This window comes from Vibrio sp. 10N.222.49.A3, from assembly GCF_041475145.1.
In the GTDB taxonomy this organism is placed as follows: domain Bacteria; phylum Pseudomonadota; class Gammaproteobacteria; order Enterobacterales; family Vibrionaceae; genus Vibrio; species Vibrio tasmaniensis_A.
This window is the reverse complement of record NZ_JBFRVM010000041.1, coordinates 1-20,944: the sequence shown is the minus strand read 5'-3', so window position 1 is coordinate 20,944 and position 20,944 is coordinate 1. Positions and strand designations below refer to the sequence as shown.

Annotated in this window: 18 protein-coding genes; 10 read left to right on the top strand and 8 right to left on the bottom strand. The window is 43.9% G+C overall.

The window, feature by feature from the left end; all coding sequences use genetic code 11:
• The first annotated feature begins 270 nt into the window (after positions 1–270).
• Both AB4589_RS08675 and AB4589_RS08670 read left to right on the top strand, forming a co-directional pair.
• Positions 271–897 carry a D-Ala-D-Ala carboxypeptidase family metallohydrolase gene (locus tag AB4589_RS08675; RefSeq protein WP_009845677.1) on the top strand — a complete coding sequence of 209 codons (627 nt, stop codon included), beginning with the start codon at positions 271–273 and terminating at the stop codon, positions 895–897.
• Between the two features lie 165 nt (positions 898–1,062).
• On the top strand, positions 1,063–1,299 hold the full coding sequence (locus AB4589_RS08670) for a hypothetical protein (RefSeq protein ID WP_009845678.1): 237 nt from the start codon (positions 1,063–1,065) through the stop codon (positions 1,297–1,299).
• A 32-nt stretch (positions 1,300–1,331) separates the two neighbouring features.
• Here AB4589_RS08670 and AB4589_RS08665 read toward each other — a convergent pair whose 3' ends face one another.
• Positions 1,332–3,923, bottom strand: coding sequence for an ATP-binding protein (locus AB4589_RS08665; protein ID WP_372100156.1), 2,592 nt, complete (start codon positions 3,921–3,923; stop codon positions 1,332–1,334).
• 814 nt (positions 3,924–4,737) lie between these two features.
• On the opposite strand from AB4589_RS08665, the gene AB4589_RS08660 reads away from it, so the two are divergent.
• Positions 4,738–6,174 (top strand): glyceraldehyde-3-phosphate dehydrogenase, encoded by a 1,437-nt coding sequence (locus AB4589_RS08660; RefSeq protein ID WP_009845680.1) that lies wholly within the window; start codon positions 4,738–4,740, stop codon positions 6,172–6,174.
• A 245-nt stretch (positions 6,175–6,419) separates the two neighbouring features.
• On the opposite strand, the gene AB4589_RS08655 is transcribed toward AB4589_RS08660, so the two are convergent.
• Both AB4589_RS08655 and hcp read right to left on the bottom strand, forming a co-directional pair.
• Positions 6,420–7,499 carry a 2Fe-2S iron-sulfur cluster-binding protein gene (locus AB4589_RS08655; protein ID WP_372100154.1) on the bottom strand — a complete coding sequence of 360 codons (1,080 nt, stop codon included), beginning with the start codon at positions 7,497–7,499 and terminating at the stop codon, positions 6,420–6,422.
• A 112-nt stretch (positions 7,500–7,611) separates the two neighbouring features.
• On the bottom strand, positions 7,612–9,273 hold the full coding sequence (gene hcp, locus AB4589_RS08650; protein ID WP_012600311.1) for a hydroxylamine reductase: 1,662 nt from the start codon (positions 9,271–9,273) through the stop codon (positions 7,612–7,614).
• Between the two features lie 276 nt (positions 9,274–9,549).
• On the opposite strand from hcp, the gene AB4589_RS08645 reads away from it, so the two are divergent.
• Both AB4589_RS08645 and AB4589_RS08640 read left to right on the top strand, forming a co-directional pair.
• Entirely contained in the window at positions 9,550–9,780 is a 231-nt protein-coding gene (locus tag AB4589_RS08645) for a hypothetical protein (RefSeq protein WP_009845683.1), read from the top strand.
• Between the two features lie 53 nt (positions 9,781–9,833).
• A complete protein-coding gene (locus AB4589_RS08640) occupies positions 9,834–10,997 on the top strand; it encodes an alpha/beta hydrolase (RefSeq protein ID WP_372100152.1) in 1,164 nt (387 codons plus the stop codon).
• A 109-nt stretch (positions 10,998–11,106) separates the two neighbouring features.
• On the opposite strand, the gene AB4589_RS08635 is transcribed toward AB4589_RS08640, so the two are convergent.
• The 3 genes from AB4589_RS08635 to AB4589_RS08625 all read right to left on the bottom strand — a co-directional run bounded on the left by AB4589_RS08635 (position 11,107) and on the right by AB4589_RS08625 (position 13,324).
• Entirely contained in the window at positions 11,107–11,721 is a 615-nt protein-coding gene (locus AB4589_RS08635) for a LysE family translocator (protein ID WP_009845685.1), read from the bottom strand.
• A gap of 100 nt (positions 11,722–11,821) precedes the next feature.
• Positions 11,822–12,769: a LysR family transcriptional regulator gene (locus AB4589_RS08630; protein WP_372100150.1), complete on the bottom strand. Its 948-nt coding sequence runs from the start codon at positions 12,767–12,769 to the stop codon at positions 11,822–11,824.
• Positions 12,770–12,862: 93 nt separating this feature from the next.
• Positions 12,863–13,324 carry an Lrp/AsnC family transcriptional regulator gene (locus tag AB4589_RS08625; protein ID WP_371709543.1) on the bottom strand — a complete coding sequence of 154 codons (462 nt, stop codon included), beginning with the start codon at positions 13,322–13,324 and terminating at the stop codon, positions 12,863–12,865.
• Between the two features lie 243 nt (positions 13,325–13,567).
• Here AB4589_RS08625 and yjeH point away from each other — a divergent pair, with 243 nt between their 5' ends.
• Complete coding sequence (gene yjeH, locus AB4589_RS08620; protein ID WP_371709544.1) at positions 13,568–14,839, top strand: L-methionine/branched-chain amino acid transporter; 1,272 nt, start codon at positions 13,568–13,570, stop codon at positions 14,837–14,839.
• Between the two features lie 46 nt (positions 14,840–14,885).
• On the opposite strand, the gene AB4589_RS08615 is transcribed toward yjeH, so the two are convergent.
• Entirely contained in the window at positions 14,886–16,343 is a 1,458-nt protein-coding gene (locus AB4589_RS08615) for a PLP-dependent aminotransferase family protein (protein WP_371709545.1), read from the bottom strand.
• Positions 16,344–16,433: 90 nt separating this feature from the next.
• Here AB4589_RS08615 and AB4589_RS08610 point away from each other — a divergent pair, with 90 nt between their 5' ends.
• Both AB4589_RS08610 and AB4589_RS08605 read left to right on the top strand, forming a co-directional pair.
• A complete protein-coding gene (locus AB4589_RS08610; RefSeq protein WP_102394154.1) occupies positions 16,434–17,093 on the top strand; it encodes a pyridoxamine 5'-phosphate oxidase family protein in 660 nt (219 codons plus the stop codon).
• Positions 17,094–17,176: 83 nt separating this feature from the next.
• On the top strand, positions 17,177–18,079 hold the full coding sequence (locus AB4589_RS08605; protein ID WP_135383679.1) for an urea transporter: 903 nt from the start codon (positions 17,177–17,179) through the stop codon (positions 18,077–18,079).
• 6 nt (positions 18,080–18,085) lie between these two features.
• Here AB4589_RS08605 and AB4589_RS08600 read toward each other — a convergent pair whose 3' ends face one another.
• Positions 18,086–19,093 (bottom strand): AraC family transcriptional regulator, encoded by a 1,008-nt coding sequence (locus tag AB4589_RS08600; protein WP_017097042.1) that lies wholly within the window; start codon positions 19,091–19,093, stop codon positions 18,086–18,088.
• 134 nt (positions 19,094–19,227) lie between these two features.
• On the opposite strand from AB4589_RS08600, the gene AB4589_RS08595 reads away from it, so the two are divergent.
• Together AB4589_RS08595 and AB4589_RS08590 are read left to right on the top strand one after the other, a co-directional pair.
• Positions 19,228–19,578: a hypothetical protein gene (locus tag AB4589_RS08595; protein ID WP_012600300.1), complete on the top strand. Its 351-nt coding sequence runs from the start codon at positions 19,228–19,230 to the stop codon at positions 19,576–19,578.
• Positions 19,572–20,795: an HlyD family secretion protein gene (locus AB4589_RS08590; RefSeq protein ID WP_017100960.1), complete on the top strand. Its 1,224-nt coding sequence runs from the start codon at positions 19,572–19,574 to the stop codon at positions 20,793–20,795. The genes AB4589_RS08595 and AB4589_RS08590 overlap by 7 nt, the downstream gene beginning before the upstream one ends.
• Positions 20,796–20,944: the final 149 nt, after the last annotated feature.

Here is a 20,944-nt window from a genome sequence, read left to right as displayed (position 1 = left end):
GGGCAGCGTTTGCTGGTCATTTCTACTGCGTTATCGGCTTCTCATGTAGGCTAGCTACACATCGACGCCTTTGTCTTGTATAAATACCCAGCAACTCGCTGCAAAAACCAGCTCGAAAGGTCAACACGCCCTCATAACCCACTCTTTGTAGTGGTTTTTTTTGTGCCTAAATTCCGGCGTCTATACTTAATCGAACGTAATATCCTTAGTGTACGTAAGTAACTAGGTGAACGTTAATAACTAGGCGAACCTAAGCGATGGAGAGACTTTATGTACGGAAGTATTCTGATTACCTTGGCACTATCAACAACGCAACCTTACCCTGAAAAATTTGAGAAACTTTATACCGAAGAAACCGAAATCACTTATGACGACCTCGTGGTCGATGTTCATGGCTACAAAGTTCCCACGAGATCAGCATTTCGAGGTTGGATGCTCCTTAACCACGCCCAAGATCAAGTCAAGGCGATCGGACAGCAACTCAAAGATAACGGCATCACCCAAAGCATGCCTCTGCACTTAGTCTTGTTGCAAGGCACCGACTGGGCAATGAGCAACACCACTCTGTTTACCCTACCCAATAAAAAGCATGTACCAAAAATGATTAATACCCTTAAGTACATTCAACAATATATTGAGCCTGAGATTGGCGTTGTTATTCCTGTGTCTGGAGAAAGAACCGATATCTACAATAAGCAAGCGGGTGGCGCACTGCGAAGTAAACACTTAGAGTTCTGCGCTTTAGACTTAGTGCCTGCTAATGATATTACTCGCGAAAACCTACACGTGAAGCTTAAAAAGATTCATGCAGAATTTGGGCAAAAGAATAACGTTGGACTGGGTTTGTATTCTGGTGTTCGATTCCACATCGATACTTGTGGATTCAGACAGTGGTAAGCACACGAAACGGTCATAAAGACACGAAAAGCAATAGAGTCACTGTGACTCACAAATAGAATTACGAAAAATTAAACTATTGATTTAACACTAAAAATATAACTGGAACGCTAATTGCTATTGATAACAAGTATCATAATTATTAATAGCAATTAGGAATTCAATATGAAGACGATGACTCAACGCTTTCAAACTCTACTTTCTGTTTCAAATTTCAGTTTAGCTATCACCGCCTTGCTAATGCTACTCAGTATTATTGTTGCTTATCCGATGGCCGATTACTTCTCACTACCCATTCAAATTTTCGCACACATCAGCACCATATTAGTGGCCGGGTTACTAAAAATCAGCTACGTAGGCCGCTGTGTTGCACAATACAGCCTTGGGCAAGAAGTACGCTAAATCACACAGCGCTAGCCTTGATACTGGAACCATTAGACAATATCAAGGCTACTGAAAAGATCATACAGTTGGTGGGATTTATAAGGTTTCGGCAAGTAGGCGTTCATACCTGCTTCAAAGCAATTTTTGATGTCCTCTTCTAAGACACTAGCGGTTAAAGCAATAATGGGGAGTGGTGGGGTTTGTTGATCTGTCTCCCACTCTCGAATCACACGAGTCGCCGTTATACCATCCATAACTGGCATCATGCAGTCCATTAGAATGGCATCAAACTGAGCGCCCTGGGTGATGACATCGACCGCCTCTTGGCCATTGCTGGCAATCAAATATTCATAGCCCGCTTGCTCAAGGAAGAAGCTCGCTATCTTCTGATTCATCAGGTTGTCTTCAACAATCAGAATACGTCGATTCAGAGAACGAACTTCTTCATCTTTTACTTCCACCGTCGGTGATTGTACTTCACCGGCATCAAGCGATCGTAGGCTGTTTAAGAAGCGTCTACCCAAAAATGGTAATGTATGGGTCGAGTGAACCGTTTCTGTGATTAGATTGGTTTTAAATAGGTGATGCTGGCACACAATAACGCGAGTCAGCGGATACAACGCCTTTAACGCCTCAAGATCTTTCCTCATAGAGTGATGCAGCGTGTGACAATAAAGTACCAAGTCACTTTCTTTCAGGCTCTCACCAAGATCCGAAATGGATGACACAACATTAGGTCGAACATTTAAGCGCTCGCACTCTTTGACCAATTGATCGAGGTAATTGAAAGAATTCGAAATAATTGTCGCACGGCTTAGGTTATCGAACGTTTGAGCGTGAGCCTCGACCGTGTCTACGTACAAACAAAAGGTGAATGTAGAGCCTCCTCCTTTCACTGAGCGTGCGGTAATATAGCCGCCCATCAAGTCAACAAGCTGCCGACAAATCGCAAGCCCTAGCCCTGTACCGCCGAATTGGCGAGTAATACTGCCATCTTCTTGAGTGAAAGGTTCAAAAATGGACTCTAGCTTCTCTGGCTCAATCCCAATCCCGCTATCAGACACACTGCATTCAAGCTTACCTCGCCCCAAAGACATCGGTGTATAAGCAATATCCGTTGTAATCGTGCCTTTTGAGGTAAATTTAATAGCATTAGACAGCAAATTGGTTAGCACTTGTCGAACACGGTACTCATCGAAAAACAGCTGTGTTGGGGTTTGAGCATCAATGTTGATATCGAGTTCAATGTCTTTACTGATCGCTTTCGACAAAATTACGCTCACAGAGTCGTAAACCGCTTCTCGCAAATCGGCATTATGCGGCGACAACATTAAGTTACCCGACTCTATCTTAGAAAGATCGAGAATGTCATTGAGTAACACCAACAACGAATGTGAAGACGACTCTATATCCTCAAGTACCTCTTGTTGGTTAGCGCTCAGTTGGCTCTGAGATAAAATTTCCGCCATACCGATAATTCCGTTAAGCGGCGTACGTATTTCATGGGACATGTTCGCTAAAAATGCACTCTTGGCCTTGTTAGCCGAAATTGCATCTTCTTTTGCTATTATCAGCTCTTTGTTGTGATGATAGTTACGTTCCATCACTCGATTGAGGGTTTCAGTAAACTCGGCAAGTTCATCGTTACCTTGAATATGAATCACCTTAGGCTTGCCGTAACTATCCGCGCATTCAGACACCCCTTTCAAGATAATCGATAAGTTTCTATTTAAGCGCAAAGATGTCGCGACACCAAGCCATAACAAAGCACCTGAAACAACAAGGATAAGCAATGTCATAACCGCCGTTTGCCTTTTCTGTAGCGCTATATTTTTTGTCAAATCAAACTTTAATTGATCGGTATAAGCACCAACCGCCTTTGAGATCGCCAATTTCTTTCGCTCTAAACTTTCCACATGTTCATATATTTCAGGTGCCGAGAAGTCACCTTTGAGAAGCCGAGAAGTAAATCGGTCTTGAAATTCATCTTGGGAGAACATGTTTAACAGTTTGCTAATTTCCAGCGAGTGGCTGTCTGATCGTAAAAACGTACCTAACAGCTGTTGTTGCCTGTCTAAAGCACCAACATAGCTCAATAAATATTGATCGATCAGCTCTGGAGAACGATACAAGCGGTAACTCAGCCACGCTTCTCGCTGAGTCCAGAACACGTAGTGAGTAAGATTGATAAACATCGCATCTGTTTGGCTGATCTTTTCGTCCACTATATTGGCACGATATTCAGACAGCTCCATTAACACGCCTTTTAACAGGTCAAAGGCTCGTTCTGTTTGCTGTGCGTTGCTGACAGTAATCTGTGATGCGTCGCTGTCAGTACTAGTGGTTACCCGCGCGAGCTTCTTTAACACACTCTTTAACTCAATCAACTGCGGCTCGACAGTCCAACTGTTGTCGAACTGTTGAAGTTGTATTTCGTAATGAGCAAGCCTATCCACTTCCGCTTGCAGCTTTAAAAACAATGGACCTTTCTCTGGGGAGTCTTTAGACAGCACTAACCATTGATAAGCACCACTTGAAACAGCATTAAAAGATTGAAGTGCTTCCACCTTAATTCGCGTTGCTTCAAGGTGATTCATCTTCTTATCGTTCTTGAGCACTTCATTGACTGTAAACCCAAACATGATGAATACAGAAACTGTTGAAAGAAAAATAAGACGCCATCTAATTGACATATTTATCATTTTTATAACGACTCCTTTCCCGATAGTATTTTTACCTAGCCCAATATAAGAATAGGACATTAACAAGAGTTATTGATCAAATTGAATATGAACAAATGACATTATGAGCTAATCATAGGGAATTCACGTCAGTCGTTATCCACATACAGGATTTAAAGAGGAAGGTCTGTTTTAAACAAGTGAAAGGATAAGGTTATGCCTCTAGATGACCGCAAGTCACTGCTCTAGAAACCAATAAACACCAAAGTTAAGTCAAATTTGTGAGATCTAATCGTTTGCGTCACGAACTTTCTGTACTCAAACTCAGCTTATTCAAAGGTCGAACAAGAAAACTCGCTGAATACCTTATCTGTCGTTTACTTTTTAAGTGTAACTAGTGCTAATGATCACATCTTCAATGATCGCAATTCCCTTTATTACACATCATGTTTTGATCTGAGTATTTTTTGGCGAAAATTAAGTGCTACAGACTGTTAAAGTCAATAGCCTTTCTTGACACTAAAACCTTAATTTATGACCAATTAAAAGCCAATTTTCAGATAATTAATCTATGTTTATTTTTCCTAGCAGAATAACTCGTCGTACCTTACAATCCTGCCACATAAAAATTACAAATTACACACAAGGCATATCAAGCAAATTTAAGTGGCGTTAAAGACCACCAAAGCTTAGATAGCTCAACTCCCCCATGCACTCATGGCTACCCTACATTCGCTATGATTGCAGACATTAACGTGAAAGGTCCCGAGTAAAGATGAGTCCCGAAAAGCACCTCCTAGACTGGCAAACTAGTCAAACTATTGCTGAATCAATCGCTCCTACTTTAGGTCAGTTGTACCGCCAAAAAGGCGTTGAAGTTATCCTCTTCGGTAAAACACTGGTTAACGCAACAACTATCGACATCATCAAAGCTCACCGCATCGCAAAACGTTACACAGGTTCTCCGCTTACCGCAGAACAGACTCAACCCATCATTCAACACCTTCTCTCTATGGACTTGTCTCCATGTCGTATCGATGTTGGTCGCCTTGCTCATACATTCTGGCAAGATCGCGAAGACACACACGGGTTGGATGATTTCCTACAAACTGCACTTTTAGAATCGCTTGAAGGCGAGGCGATGACAGAACCTCGCGATGTTGTATTGTACGGTTTTGGTCGTATTGGCCGATTGCTTACTCGTCTATTGATCGAGAAAAGTGGCCCAGGTTACCCACTGCGTTTACGTGCAATTGTTGTTCGTGGCGGCAAAGATGGTGACTTAGAAAAACGTGCAAGCTTGCTACGTCGTGACTCTGTTCATGGCCAATTCAACGGCAGCATTGTTGTAGACCAAGAACGTAAAGCGATCATCGTTAACGGTAACTTCATCCAAGTTATCTACGCAAACAAGCCAGCAGAAGTGGATTACACATCTTACGGTATCGAGAATGCACTTGTGGTTGATAACACCGGTGTGTGGCGTGACGCTGAAGGCCTAAGCCAACACGTTGCGTGTAATGGCGCAAAGAAGGTTCTACTGACTGCGCCAGGCAAAGGTGAAATCAAGAACGTTGTATTTGGTGTAAACCAAAATGACATTCAACCAGAAGACACGATCATCTCTGCTGCAAGCTGTACAACCAACGCGATTACGCCAGTATTAAAAGCGGTTCACGACAAGTTTGGTGTCCTATCAGGTCACATCGAAACGGTTCACTCATTTACCAATGACCAAAACCTAATCGATAACTTCCACTCAGGTGATCGTCGTGGTCGTGCTGCTTCATTGAATATGGTACTGACATCGACTGGTGCTGCTAAAGCGGTATCAAAAGCGATGCCAGAAATGGAAGGTAAGCTAACAGGTAATGCGATTCGCGTACCTACGCCAAACGTTTCAATGGCAGTAGCAAACCTAAACCTTGAGAAAGGCACAAACAAAGAAGAGTTGAACGAATACCTGCGTGAAATGGCGCTATCTTCAACTTTATCTGCACAGATTGATTACACCGACTCAACCGAGATTGTATCTACCGATTTGGTTGGTTCTCGCCACCCAGGTGTGGTTGACGGTGTTGCAACTATCGCGCAAGACAACCGCGCTGTTCTTTACATTTGGTACGACAACGAGTTTGGCTACAGCTGCCAAGTTGTTCACTGTATGGAACAGATGATGGGTGTTCGTTACAAGACATACCCTGAAGTTTAAACGACTTCGATCTTGTAACTAACTCAGCGCAAACGGCTCCACAACATAATAATTATATCTGCGAAGTCTATTATGGGCTTCGCAACCCTTCTTGTTTTACTCCCCCGTATAAACAGGAAGGTTGCCACTTAGATCTGCTCTCTCTATCTGATCTAAGTGGCCTTTTTACATCTGTTACTTTAATTTTGGTCTCTATTACGCCAACTTTGTCTTCCTCGCTCTAACAAAGCTCGACTTCACATCTGTTACAGCTCAACCTCAACGTCTGACTGAATCGTACTCGAACACGCAAGGACATAACCTTGCTCAATCTGTTCTGGCGTCAAAGTCTCTTGGCTGCTTGATTCCACTGAACCTTTGGTTACTTTGCACTTGCAAGAACCACAAATCCCACTGCGACAGGCAATAATAATCGGAACACCAGCTTTCTCTAATGAATCAGCCAATGGTGTACCCGCTTCCGCTTCTACTTCTGCGCCAAATGCAGGAACAAACACCTTAACGGCACCATTTGAATCTGCAGACGCTTCCGCTTGTGACTCTTCTGAAGCTGTGTTGCTATTGACCAATGAATCCGTGTTTGGGTTCGCTGGCGTGAAACTTTCTTGATAGAAATTTTCCATGTTGAATTCTAGTTCTTTCAGGTAGCTTTCTATGTTTTGCATAAAGCCAACTGGGCCGCACAGATAAACAGTTCGGTCTAAAATATCTGGGCTTAGTTTTACTAACCAATTCTTATCTAATCGACCTTTAGGAGCGACTGTTCCTTCACTGTCTTTTAGCAGCAATTTAAGATTGAAGTTGTTGTGCGCCTCATCTAATTGATGCAGTTCTTGAAAGTAAATGGTCTCACGCTTATTGCGTGCCATGTGGACGAAGTCGATCTCAATATCACTGCCTTGAGCCAGCCAATATTTTGCCATCGCCATCACAGGTGTAATACCGCAACCTGCACTCACTAGCGTCACTTTTTTCGTTGCTGTTGGCATGCAATCAATACAGTTAAACGCGCCAGCAGGCTTCAATACTGAAACCTCATCACCTTCATCAAGCTCATCAACAATAAAGTTCGAAACCAAGCCACCTTCCACACGTTTCACCGTGAGCTTCAGGCGATTATCTTCAGGACAAGAAGCCACAGAATAGGCACGATAATCGGTTTTCGTCGGCATATCTAAACCCAGAGTAATGAATTGCCCAGGCTTAAAATTGAAATGTAAGTCTTGTGGAATACTGCCAAGCTCAAAGCTGACCGTATCTGGCGTCTCGTGCCATTTCTTTAAACACACTAAATTGATTGAATCGCTATCCGACCATGCATACATAGTTCACGCACCTTACTGATGATTAAATGACTAAAGATTTAAATCTAAAAAGCCCCGGAGCTGTTTGTTTTATTAAAAACGTCACAACAACGAGGCTTCAGGTTGGCTTAAATTAAGCCGCTAAGATTGTTTTAAGATCTTGTTCTGGCGTTGAAATAGAACGCATATCGAACTCGTCTTGCATAATCTTAAGTAGGTTTTCAGTTAGGAACGCAGGTGCTGTAGGGCCTGTGTAGATACCTTTCACACCTAGAGCGAACAGAGTAAGCAAGATAACGATCGCTTTTTGCTCGAACCAAGATAGAACCAGCGTTAACGGAAGTTCGTTGATACCACAATCAAACTCTTGAGACAGTGCGATAGCAAGCTGAATCGCAGAGTAAGCATCGTTACATTGGCCAACATCTAACAGACGTGGGATACCGTTAATGTCGCCGAATTGGTTTTTGTTGAAACGGAATTTACCACATGCCAATGTCAGGATTACTGAATCTTCTGGCGCTTGAGCTGTGAAGTCTGTGTAGTAGCTACGTTCAGATTTGTCACCGTCACAACCACCGACTAGGAAGAAGTGTTTAATGTTGCCTTCTTTTACTTGCTCAACAACCGCAGGTGCCGCTTCCATCAGTGCGTTACGACCAAAACCGACAGTGATCATTTGCTCGATCTCGTCGTGTTTGAAACCTTCTTGCGCTAGTGCACAATCAATTACTGCGCTGAAATCGTCGCCTTCAAGGTGATCAACACCCGGCCAGCCCACGATGCTGCGTGTAAATAGACGGTCTGCGTAAGAACCTACATCAGGGTTAAGCAGGCAGTTAGACGTCATTACAATTGCGCCAGGGAAGTTAGCGAATTCTTTTTGCTGGTTCTGCCAAGCGCTGCCGTAGTTACCCGCAAGGTGTGGGTACTTGTTTAGCTCTGGGTAACCGTGTGCTGGTAGCATCTCACCGTTAGTGTAAACGTTGATGCCCTTGCCTTCAGTTTGTTGAAGAATCTTTTCTAGATCATGTAAGTCGTGACCAGAAACAAGAATACAGTGACCTTTCTTAGTTTTCACGTTCACGGTTGTTGGTTGAGGGTGACCAAAGGTATCTGTCTCGCCTTTGTCTAGCATTTCCATTACTTTGTAGTTCATCAAGCCAATCTGCATTGATGTATCAAGTAACTGTTTTAGATCGGATGGATCTGTACCTAGGAACGCCATGATTTCATGGTATTCAGCAAAAATAGCGTCATCAGTTTGACCAAGAACACGAGCGTGCTCCATGTAGGCTGCCGCACCTTTTAAGCCGTATAGGCAAAGAAGACGAAGACCAATCACATCTTCGTGTTGAGAATCGTGACCACGGTTTACAGCAGCTTGAGGCGCAAGTGCCAATAGCTCTGAAGAATCTGTTGGAAGATCGAACTGTGCTGCTGCAGAAAGCTCTGGAATTTCAAAACCAATCAATGTTGCTGCTGCACGAACTTTTTGCTCTAAACGCTGCTTGAATTCATGAGACTGTTGTGCGAATTCGATAATACGAGCAGGGTCGAAGTTAACGTTAGTCAGTGTTGCGAAGAACGCTTTTGGCGCCCACTCATCAACTTCTGTATCAATAACATCGCAAGCGCGACCTAAGCTTGCCCAAAAAGAAACGCCTTGAAGAGAATGCACCAACACGTCTTGAAGGTCGGATACTTCCGAGGTTTTTCCACACATGCCTTGTGCGAAAGAACAGCCTTTTACGGTTGGGGTTTGAATTGTTTGTTCACATTGAATACAGAACATATAAGGGGCTCCAGTAATTTTTTATTAGCTGTAAGTACTTTGCTTACAGTGACTTATTCCAACCCCTATAGAGCATCAAGCGTGCCAACTTTTAAGTTATTGATTTTATGGAACTTACTGTTATTCCATAATTTTAGTGCGTGATTATGACTACATATAAACTCTCAATCCACACACACCTGTGTCATAGTGACTCTCTGATATTTATTAACGGTGTTCATGTTTCGTTCAGAATGGAAGCGATATAGTAACAACATAGAGAAAAGAGGAATGAATATGAAAAATATATTAGTTACGATTGTTGCGTTGTTTACTGGCCTATTGGCGTTATTCACGAGCTTGATTCTTGCTATTCCTTTAGCTATTGCAGCTTTAATCACTGGCAAGCGCATTCAGAATCAAATGAAAAAACAGGGTTTCGCAGCTCACATGAACACGCGTCAGTCATCAACCAGTGATGCCGGTGTTATTGAAGGTGAATACGAAGACCTTTCAAGCAGAAAGTAATCTAAACTTCAGTTTCAGACATAGTAAAAGAACAACAGAGACAACATCAAAAAATGCATAGAAATACCATTCTAACGCTGCTCGCCTTAACGACTTTAAGTCTCGTTGGTTGTTCCAACGAGACATCGATACCTGCTTACGAAACATCTCCAAACTTGCCTGAATATCAGCAAGACAGCTTTGATGCCTACGTCAATGAAACTCAAGATTGGTTATTGAAAAACCGTGTATTCATGACCAAAGACAAGCAGCTAGAGATTCAACTCAATTCACCTACCGAATATCAACCTGCGAAACCTAACGGTAAGGCAGTTTTATTGGTTCATGGGTTAGGTGATTCACCCTACTCGTTTAAAGACATCGCAACGCACTTAGCAGAACAAGGCTACCTAGTGAGAACGGTATTACTACCGGGCCACGGCAGTCGTGTTGGTGACTTAATGCAGCCAAACTTAGAAGATTGGCAGGGCGTGGTGGCTCATCATACGAAGTTACTTGAGCAAGAGTATGATTCTGTGTGGCTTGGCGGTTATTCGACAGGCGCAAACCTCGTGACTTCACAGGCGATGAACGATCCTAAGGTGTCAGGGCTACTGCTGTTCTCTCCTGCGTTTCAACCAAGCTCTTCTGCAGTTCAATATGCGGAGCTAGCAAGCTATTTTGTCACTTGGGCGGATCAAGATCCTGAAGACAATGTACTTCGCTATAACTCACTGCCAATGAATGGTGCTTCGGTTTACTACCAAACCTCAGAAGTGGTTCGTGAGGGCCTGCAAGACAAACACTTTGATAAGCCCGTGTTTATTATGATGAGTGAAGGCGACAGTGTCATTGATACCCACTTCGTTCAGCAGGCATTTACGGAATCCATGCCCAACCCAAACAATGTCTTGGTTTGGCAAGGAGAAACCACACTGGATGATCCTCGCACTGTTCAATACAGCATGAAGCTCCCAGAGCTACGTATTTCGAACGGTTCTCATATGGGTTTACTGTTCTCGCCAAGCAACCCTTACTACGGGATCAATGGTAGCGAGAAGATCTGCTCCAATGGTCAAGAGGAAGGTTTTGAAGCACAGTGCAACGCGACAAGTGAAGTGTGGTACTCAGCATGGGGATATCGTGAAGAAGGTAAAAACCATGCGCGTTTGACCTACAACCCGTACTTTTCAGATTCCATGGAAAAACTCGATGCGGTACTGAATTCGGAAGGCTAACAAGCTCAAGTCTGTCGAAGCCAATCCATAGAGGTCAAAAAGGCTCACTAGATAACGTCTAGTGAGCCTTTTTAATAGATATCGTTTCTTTCCAGTATATGGACTATCGCTATATCGTCCACACCACACGCACAGCAAGCAGGATTAAAACCACGCCAGACAATCGATCGATCAACTGCGCTTTTGCTCGAATGCGCTCTACGATCAATGGGCTAGAGAGCACCAGAGTAATAAAGGTATACCAAAGGCCATCAACAATCAGTGGCGTTGAGACAATAATCACTTGATTGCTCAGTTCATTACCTAACGCCACAAATTGGCTAAATAGAGCGATAAAGAACAGCGCGATCTTAGGGCTCAAGATTGAGATCAAGAAAGCTTCGCGAGCAGACTGCATGTAGCTCATCTGTTCACCCGCTTCCAATTTCGCGGCAACACCACCTTTCGAACGCAACGCGTTTACACCGAGATAGAGCAGATACGCTGCACCCGCTAAACTGATCCCTTTGAACAACATTGGTGATTGCTCAAGCACAACGGCTAAACCGACAATGGTTGCGAACGCGTAAATACCGATGCCCGCAGCGTGTGACCAAGCTGCGATAAGTCCGTTCATACGGCCACCAGCCAAACTGTGCTTAGCGATCATCGCCAAGCTTGGGCCCGGAGACATTGCACCCAACAAGCAAATCGCTAATAAAGAAAACCAAATTGTTACTGTCATCATTCCATTCCTAGTAAAACAAAGCGTTCCAGCTGAACACTCTACAATTAATACTCAATACTTAGCGCTTACAATATGCCGCAGCAGGTATTATTTTAAATCAAATATTATCATTACCAGTATGATTTGAAATCATACTGATATTGTAACTCGACTTTTGAATGGCTTTAAACGCTTTCTCTCGCGCCCATTTATGGGCAGAGTCGTTGTCATACTTAGGATGCCACATCAGCCAATAGGTATGCATCTCTGTCTCAAACGGCAGCGAAAAGTAAGCGACATCGAGATGTCGACCCAAGTTGTAAGCAATATGCTCCGGCACAATCATCAAATAGTCGCCTTGCATTAACACGTTTCCCGCCGATGAAAAGAACGGTACCTGCAACGCGATTCTGCGTTTATGCCCCTGTTTCTTTAACGCAATATCCGAATAACTGTCTTTATCTCCCCCACCCGTGACTTTGATATGTGAGTAACTCACGATGTCTTCCGAGCTTATGGCTGATTGCTTAGCCAACGGATGAGAGGCTCTCATCAAACACACGGACTTATCTTCTCCAAGCTTGATACTTGAGACATGATCCGGCTTTTTGGGGAACATACTCGACGCCAAGTGAATACCTGATTCATTGAGCGTTTCAAGGAAGTTAGGCTGCCATAGACGATAAGCCAAGTTGATATGGGGCGCGTCCTTCGACACCTCGGACACAATAATGGGCAAGATATACTGAGCAACATAATCACTCGAAGCCAACACCAATTCACCTTGCCAATCTTGTGGATCAAATGGCTTGTCATCTAAGAGGTGGTCAAACTCGCCCAGCAAGTCATCGAGCTTGCCTTTAAGCAACAAAGCACGGTTGGTTGGAACCAGTTTGTTCCCATCGCGAACCAGAAGAGGATCACCACATAGATCTCTAAGCTGAGCCAGTTGACGGCTCACAGCCGACTGCGTGATGTGCAGACGCTGAGCTGTTCGACTGACATGGCACTCTTCAAGAAGCACATGCAGCGACCGCAGTAAATTTAAATTGATATTACCTAACATCAGCAACCTTAGAGCGAATAAAAATAGAGTGAGTAACAATAAGTTGAGTAAGTACGGACAAATGACGACACGGTGAAGGTAAGCAGTATTAACTCAAGACATATTAAAAGACGAAGTTTGCTTGTTGAAGAATTCAGTTAAGACAGTATGAGTCATAAGATGTCGAAGTTCAGGATAGCCTTGCAGCTGGTCGCGAATTTGGTTCAAACGCTCCATGCTTTCAACTTCAACATAAAGCATCATGTCGGTCTCACCGCTGATAGAGTGACACCACTGCACACCATCAATAGCGTAGATATTTTTAGCGTAAGACTCACAATTATGGTTACTGCTCGACATGTCAAACTTCAAAGAGATATAAGCGCCAACGTTCTTCGGTAAATCAGGCTCGGTCACCTGTGCACTAGATCCTGTAATGATCTTATCGTTTTCCAGCTTCTTGATTCTGGCGTTCACTGCAGAGCGAGACAGGCTGACATCTCTGGCGATATCGCTCACTGAGCATCGAGCGTTAGTTTTTAGAATATCTAAAATTTGGCGATCAAATTTATCCATGCTTCTGATTCTTTCCATTTATTGTTCTATTTATAACGCCTAATTTGACACAACTTTCCTACTTATAACAGCCATTATGACCGCCGACACTTTCACGCTTAATCAAATTAATACCGTTAAATTGACGGTGTCTTAAGACGTTTCGCTAGCTGTATTATTGATGTCGACAATGTATGCTTTCAATCTCAGCCTCACAAGACTGCACCATAAAATCGATATCAAAGCCAATAGCAAGGACAGCGAATGACACAACTCAAACAAGAAATCACGCTTATTTCAGGAATCGGACAACTCTCGACGACCTTGCTAGGCACTGGATTATTTATGATCCCTGCCATCGCAGCAGGCATTGCAGGGCAGTTGTCACTACTCGCGTGGTTAATCCTGTTTATCGCTATTTGCCCGATTGCACTAACCTTTGCCGCACTAGGAAAACGCTACCCCAATGCAGGTGGCACGGCCTATTTTGTGCGTCAGGCATTCAGTGAGCGATTAGAAACCAGCGTGGCTTGGTTGTTTGTGAGTGTTATTCCTGTGGGTATTCCGGCTGCGATTGCATTGGCTGGAGGTTTTGCTCAACAGTTGTTACCCGCACCTCTCGACACCCCACTGGGTGCTCAATCCTTTACCGTCGCCCTACTTATTGCCGTCAATTTGATGGGCAGTAAGTCTTCTGGCCGCTTACAAACGGTGATCGCCTTGTCGATTTTTGCCTTGGTTAGCGCCTTTGTTTGGAAAGCCGACATCACAGCAGCTGACATCGCAGTTCCGACCATGACGTCCGATTCGATGTGGTCGATTGGCGCAGCCTTAGCGGTGATGTTTTGGTGCTTTGTAGGAATCGAAGCCTTTGCTCACATGGGAGAAGAATTTAAAAATCCACAGCGTGACTTTCCCATCGCAATCATTGCAGGGTGTTTCGTTGCGGGCATAGTGTACTGGGCTTGCTCGGTGGTTATTATCAAGCTAGGCGCTTATGGTTCACCTGAATTTGATGCTGCATCCATCCCGTGGGTAACAGAACAACTGTTTGGTAATGGCTTTAAAACCGTCATCAGTGTACTTGGCTTCTTTGCTTGTTTTGCTAGCCTAAACCTTTACACCCAAAGCTTGTCTCGCATGATATGGGCTCAAGCTCGCCAACACACTCCGACCAATAAAATGGCGCAGCTCAACAGCCGTGGCGTACCACTTTATCCAACCTTAGCAATCGGCTTTATTGCGCTTATTTCGTGTGTAATCGGCGAGCTGTCTAATCTCGATCTCGAATTCTTTCTTAAACTCGCCAACGGTATTTTCGTTCTGGTTTATCTGCTTGCAATGTTAGCGGCCTGCCGATTACTGACTGGCGCATCTAGATACACCGCCATGCTCTCACTGGTCATCTGTACCTTGGTGTTTATCTGTTTAAGCTGGTCGATGCTCTATGCCGCCACTATTTTTGTGACATTGTCACTCCCTTGGCGTAAATGGCTAGGTAAAAGTAAACCCACCGTTTCTGTCGACAAGCTATAACTCGATTAATGATGAATCGACAAATTGTAAGCAAGCCCAACCAATATTACTGATAAAAAAGCCGAGCGATCTGTTTGATCTTCGGCTTTATGTCAGCCAGTCGGATATTACCAAACCCCAGCACTGCACCACTCCAATCACGAGCATCACTTGATCCATATTCATAAAAGTCAAAAGGACGAATGATGATATTTTCAAACTCTGCTCTACGGCTCCACTCATGTTCAGATATCCCTTGATACCACTTCACTGTCACATGTAGCCCTGCAGCCTGACTGATCACTTCAAGATCGCCATGAAACTCACTTTTAATCGCTTCTATCATCGCTTCATGCTTGAGTTTGTATGAACGACGCATCTTTCTAATATGGCGCAATAAATCGCCTTCACGTACAAAGTCCGCCAGCGCTTCTTGTGTATGTGAGGCCGTGTCTCCAGTGAGCGCATCTTTAATCTCAAGACACTTCGCCACCAGACTTTCTGGCACCACCAAATAACCTAGTCGCAAGCCATTGAACATCACCTTACTCAGGGATCCGACATAGATGATGCGATCATCGAACCCTAACTTTCCCGCTAACCCTTGCATGCTGGTATAAGGGCGATGAGCAAACTGAAACTCACTGTCGTAATCATCCTCAATGATCCATGACTGATGTTGATTGGCCCAATCGATCAGTTTAAGTCGTTGCTCGGTATTTAAGGTCGTGCCCATTGGGTATTGGTTACTCGGCGTGACATACAGAGCCTTGCCGTTACTGGACAGCACTTTTTCAATATCTAATCCAACCTTTTCACGCACACTCACACCGTCTAGCTCTAGCCTCAACAGATCGATGATTTTATGCACTTGTCGATAGCCGGGCTCTTCCACAAGGATTTTGTCCCCCATCGCTAACGTCGCCATCAAACCAATTGAGATGGCTTGCTGCGCACCTGCGGTGATGATGATTCTATCGGCACTGCAGTGAACCGAGCGACTACTCGCAAGATACCCGCTCAATGCTTCCCTCAAGGCCAAGCTTCCCTGAACCTCTTGATTACCCGCAATGTTCTGACGTGTAGAGTGACGTTGCAGCAATCTCTGCCATTTCGCAAAAGGGAACGCATCTAAGTCAGGGACTCCGGGGGCAAAGCTGCGGTTAATGTCGTTAGGTGTCGCTATGTTTGCACTCGACTTACTTATTACGTGCTTAACCTGTGTACCCTGAACACTGTTTGCCTGAGACAAACTTAAGAAGTGTTCTGGTTGTTCAACTGACACGTAAAAGCCTGAACCTTGCTTACTCTCGATATAGCCTTCAGTAACCAGTTGTTCATACGCGTAAATCACCGTATTTCGACTTACTGACAATTCCACAGCCAACTTACGTGTTGAAGGTAACTTACTGCCCTTGCTCCATAAATCTTGAACGATCTTCTCTCTGATCGCGTGGAACAAGGCGGTTTGACGTGTGTCATGTTGCTCGTCTAACTGTAGGTCACCGATATCAATAGGCTGCATAACTGGATCCAAATAGTGTTTAAAAGTGGCTCTATTTAAGAGACCAGTTAATCGCTACATTAATCAAAAGGCAATGATTAAGGAGCGATTATGTTATCTAACACGAAAAGAACCACGATTAAAAAAGGGGCTCACAAAGCCGTATTTGAACAAGAGAAACTTCATCAAATCATAGATGAGAGCTTAATCGCACACATTGCATTGCAGGGCGAACAAGGGCCAATGGTTATCCCGATGCTTGCGTGGCGAGTGGATGATATGGTCTACATCCATGGTGCTAAAAACAGCCGCTTGTTGAAAGGCTTAAAAAAAGGAGAGCCAACCTGTTTAACGTTCACTTTGTTCGATGGTTGGGTGTTAGCTCGTTCGGCATTTCACCACAGTGCGCATTATCGTTCTGCAGTGGTGTTGGGGTCATTTTCAGTCATCGATGACAACCAAGAAAAAGATCGCTTATTGAACATCTTCATTGAGCAAATCGCGCCGGGAAGAACCGACGAAGTCAGGCTCAGTAATGAGAAAGAGCTCACCGCCACCGAGCTATTGGCGATCCCTTTAACAGAAGCATCCGTGAAGATTGGTAAACATGGTGTGAATGATGATAAAGCTGATATGGATATCCCGGTATGGGCTGGCGTATTACCTTATCGAACGGTCGTTGGGCCATTAGAAACCGTTCCAGAGCAAGAAGGCATCATTGAAACACCAGATTACCAACAAGCCTATGGTGAGCGCTGGTATCAGAATTGATACGCAAAGATGGTCAACTTAATAAAATTGCATACAATCTGAGCTACAAAAGATTCAACATAGCAAAAGAATGTAGTCAGACGATGAGAACGAATAAGGATATTCTACCATTTGAAGGCTTGCTCAATGGCATTGGGCAAGTCTATTTCACTCCGTCGGTCATGACGTCGTTTCTGCTATTGTTTGCCATTTCTATTGAGTCACTTGCGCTGGCTTTTCTTACCTTGTTTGGCGCCAGTTGCAGCTACGGATTTGCCTTACTGACCAATAAACCGTCTCATGATATTGAGAATGGCATGTATGCGTTAAATGGCGCACTGATTGCTTTGTTCATCGGGAATTTTTTTGAAGTAAATGGGTGGCTGATTATAGTAGTAGCCCTCGGCTCGCTGATAACCGTACCCATCGCCAAGATCGTGTTTAGCTTTAAGAAGTATCACGGTTACACAAGTGCCTTTATCCTCACCTCTTGGCTGATTTATGCTATCCAATCAACCTTGGGGCTATCGGCGTTTTCGGCACCTGACTCCGCACTGAGGCCACTAATCAGTCTTGAGGTAGGCTCGTGGTTCAGCTTACCAACAGCGGTGCTCCCGTTATTGAAAGGGATCAGCCAAGTCAGCTTCATCGAAAATGCGTTGTCGGGGCTCGTTATCTTAATCGCCATCGCACTTAACAACCTAAAGCATGCCATTTGGGTTGTGCTAGCAGTAATAATTAGCACCATTTTTAGTAAGATGATCGGTGCTTCTAACGAATTGGTTGCCCAAGGTCTTTACGGGTACAACGCCATTCTTGCCACTCTAGCACTGGTGCTCTATCCGCGAATCCCTTGGCCGTTAATCCTATTAGGCATGCTGTTGAGCTGTCTCATCACACTTGGTTTTCATGAACGGTCACTGCTACCACTGACCGCGCCTTTTGTCCTTAGCACTTGGATAATCGTTTACCTATCCACTCATTTTAAAAAGCTAGATGAAGACTAATGACGATCAGTATTGACTATCAAAACGCTCAATATACTGCTTAGGCGTCAAACCTCGATGTTTCTTAAACATCCGATTAAAGCTCGCGACGTTGGTATAACCTAACCTCTTCGAGACCTCTTCCACTGGCACTGAATACATCAGTAGCTCTACCGCCACGTTGCTTAACGCATACCCCATAATGGTAGAAAAATTGATGCCCGATTTATGCAAACGACGTTGAAACTGCTGCTCAGAGAGCCCTAATAAACTGGAAACCTTGTGAAGGGTTGGTAAACCAAAGTGGCGACTGTAGTTGATCATCTCATAGGTGACCTTATGTTCATCACCAGCATCTGGCATGTTTAGATAGTTATCCAAGTCATGAAAGTTCATCGCCAGATTTGCTTTACTGTTCGATAGTGATTGATTGATGGATAACCTCGATTCACTCGGGATCCAAACCTCTGTGCGAGGCTGTCCCCATTGAATCGTACAGCCGAAATATTCATGGTAGAGGTCAACATTCTCTCGACGACCTGCTATTGAAACCGCAACGGGTTTAAAGTCATCACCCAAATATCGACGTAAAATCTTCATAATGAAAACCGCGACTCTTATTGAGTCATGCACTTTACCCGTTTCTGAGTAAGCAGGATTGTCGTAGCACCATTTAATCATTGTCCCTACCTGTGCACCGTATAAGAACGCACCAGACTGTAAACAGTGCAGGCCAATGTTCACTCGACGGATCGTAGAAGCAAGATCATGTCCAGAAAAAAACCAGTTGGTTAACGGGCCTAATTTTTCAATATCCACTCGGTCAGACAGTTTCAGAATAATATCTGGATCATTAGTTTGCTGTTCAAGAAACCCATACCATTTATCGACTTCATTGACCGGAATAAGATTCATTGAGTTAGTAAATACAGACTTCGGAATACCTAAACGCTCCGTATTAACCACAGGGTTTGTGACAGCGTGTTGATAAATACCCAAAATCCCTAACGCTCTTAAGAAGTTACAATTGTTCATTCGTCGCTAACCCTTAGAAAGGAGATCATAGATCAAATCATATAATTGCCATTATCGAAGTAATTAGTAAATTTACAACCTGTAAATCCAACTTCCATCACACTCCGCGTTCAAATTTTACTTAGGGTTGATCAATGAGTTTACTAAGTGTCCCATTTGTTGGAACAGGCGCAGACACCGCATTACACGTCGTAGCTGGCGTTGTGTTGGTCGCAACAATCGCAGCTGCATGTTACGGCTTTTGGCGTGTTCATGAATTACCAATCAATAAAGCCCACAGTAAAGAGCATCACCAGCTCGGTTTAATCACAGCTTTAACTTGGATTGGCTTCATATGGCACTGGGTATGGGTACTTGCCGTCATTTTAGCGTTTGTTGATATGGAAAAAGCCATCATAAACCTGAGAGACACATGGAAAGCACCTGCGGAACCAACAGAACAACAAGTTAAAAATGATCAAGATGGGGAGAGCCAAACATGTTAGAAGGCTTAGCTCTGTGGGCACTGTTCATCTATCTACTTAGGCTTATTGGTATGCCATGGAATAAGGGCACCAAAGCATTTTCTTATCTAGGTGGTACATCATGGTTATTGTTTGTTTGGGTTGGACTCATTAACTACACTCCGATGGATCTCTCTGGAGGTTCAGTCGTTCAATCACCACACATTCAGCTACGTCCAGATTCAACCAATGTGTCAGGCAAAACAACCAAGGTTCACATTAGACCGAACCAAGACGTGATTGAAGGTCAGCTCATTTACGAAATTGATGACACCAAATATGTTATTGCGAGAGATAAGGCTAGCGTGCAACTTGAATCGGCGAACGTTGCTTTAGATACCGCTCGCCAAGAAGTGAGCATCGCTAAAGTAAGCTATCAGTCAGCGCTTGAAGATATCAAAGCCTCTGTCGCTCAGATAGAATCAGCAAAAACAGATCTTGTTCTGCAATCTAAAACACTTGACCGTTACCAAAAGCAAAACAAAGTGGTAGAACATACGATTACTGAGACTGACATCGACCAACAAACGGCAAAGGTAGACTTGGCAACGTATAACGTCACCACGTTGGAATCTCAACTGAGTAAGAAAGAAGTTGATGCTGAGAACGCGAAGTTAAACATCCACAAGGCAGAAACCAACGTCAGTAAGAAACAAACTGAGGTAGATTCGGCAAAAGCAACATTGGCTCAAGCTCAATGGGATTTGAACAGCACCAAAGTAACAGCACCGACTGACGGCTTTGTAACTAACTTCATTCTTCGTGAAGGACAACGAGTATCAATGATGCCTCGTATCCAAATGTACACTGAAGAAAAATACGTGTTAATGCGAGTGAATCACCAAGCTATTCGTAACGTAAAAGTGGGCCAGCCTGCTGAGTTTGCAACGGCGGTATACCCAGGCAAGATATTCTCCGCAACCGTAGAAGGCATTGTTGAAGCGACGGGTGAAGCACAAGCTAGCCTGTTAGGTATTGATGAACAAGTTCGTGTCACCACAGGTAGAAACCTTCAGAACAAGCACCACTTTGTCCGCTTAAAAATTGACGAGGCGGAAGGTTACGATATTCCAGTCGGCTCTGTAGGGTTAGCTTGGGTAAGCGGTGAGAAGCCTATCAGCTTTATGGCGTTCCTAGACGTAATACGCGGGATCATCATTAGAATGAAGTCCCAGTTATATTTCTTCTACTCGATCTAATACTTGTTTTAGATAAAACGATACAAAACCCGTGAGATCTGAGATCGCACGGGCTTTTTATCTATTTTACCGTTAGTTGCAGACAGAGCAGCAAAGTTGCAGACAGAGCAGCAAAAATCAAAAAACTAAGCAGTATTCAGTATTCAGTA

Bases quoted from the DNA above. Each gene is read 5' to 3' on its own strand.
- hcp (WP_012600311.1), bottom strand. From the start codon at position 9,273: ATGTTCTGTATTCAATGTGAACAAACAATTCAAACCCCAACCGTAAAA.
- AB4589_RS08615 (WP_371709545.1), bottom strand. From the start codon at position 16,343: ATGCAGCCTATTGATATCGGTGACCTACAGTTAGACGAGCAACATGAC.
- AB4589_RS08660 (WP_009845680.1), top strand. From the start codon at position 4,738: ATGAGTCCCGAAAAGCACCTCCTAGACTGGCAAACTAGTCAAACTATT.
- AB4589_RS08640 (WP_372100152.1), top strand. From the start codon at position 9,834: ATGCATAGAAATACCATTCTAACGCTGCTCGCCTTAACGACTTTAAGT.
- AB4589_RS08655 (WP_372100154.1), bottom strand. From the start codon at position 7,499: ATGTATGCATGGTCGGATAGCGATTCAATCAATTTAGTGTGTTTAAAG.
- AB4589_RS08595 (WP_012600300.1), top strand. From the start codon at position 19,228: ATGAGTTTACTAAGTGTCCCATTTGTTGGAACAGGCGCAGACACCGCA.
- AB4589_RS08600 (WP_017097042.1), bottom strand. From the start codon at position 19,093: ATGAACAATTGTAACTTCTTAAGAGCGTTAGGGATTTTGGGTATTTAT.
- AB4589_RS08605 (WP_135383679.1), top strand. From the start codon at position 17,177: ATGAGAACGAATAAGGATATTCTACCATTTGAAGGCTTGCTCAATGGC.
- yjeH (WP_371709544.1), top strand. From the start codon at position 13,568: ATGACACAACTCAAACAAGAAATCACGCTTATTTCAGGAATCGGACAA.
- AB4589_RS08630 (WP_372100150.1), bottom strand. From the start codon at position 12,769: ATGTTAGGTAATATCAATTTAAATTTACTGCGGTCGCTGCATGTGCTT.
- AB4589_RS08645 (WP_009845683.1), top strand. From the start codon at position 9,550: ATGAAAAATATATTAGTTACGATTGTTGCGTTGTTTACTGGCCTATTG.
- AB4589_RS08670 (WP_009845678.1), top strand. From the start codon at position 1,063: ATGAAGACGATGACTCAACGCTTTCAAACTCTACTTTCTGTTTCAAAT.
- AB4589_RS08590 (WP_017100960.1), top strand. From the start codon at position 19,572: ATGTTAGAAGGCTTAGCTCTGTGGGCACTGTTCATCTATCTACTTAGG.
- AB4589_RS08625 (WP_371709543.1), bottom strand. From the start codon at position 13,324: ATGGATAAATTTGATCGCCAAATTTTAGATATTCTAAAAACTAACGCT.
- AB4589_RS08665 (WP_372100156.1), bottom strand. From the start codon at position 3,923: ATGTTTGGGTTTACAGTCAATGAAGTGCTCAAGAACGATAAGAAGATG.
- AB4589_RS08635 (WP_009845685.1), bottom strand. From the start codon at position 11,721: ATGACAGTAACAATTTGGTTTTCTTTATTAGCGATTTGCTTGTTGGGT.
- AB4589_RS08675 (WP_009845677.1), top strand. From the start codon at position 271: ATGTACGGAAGTATTCTGATTACCTTGGCACTATCAACAACGCAACCT.
- AB4589_RS08610 (WP_102394154.1), top strand. From the start codon at position 16,434: ATGTTATCTAACACGAAAAGAACCACGATTAAAAAAGGGGCTCACAAA.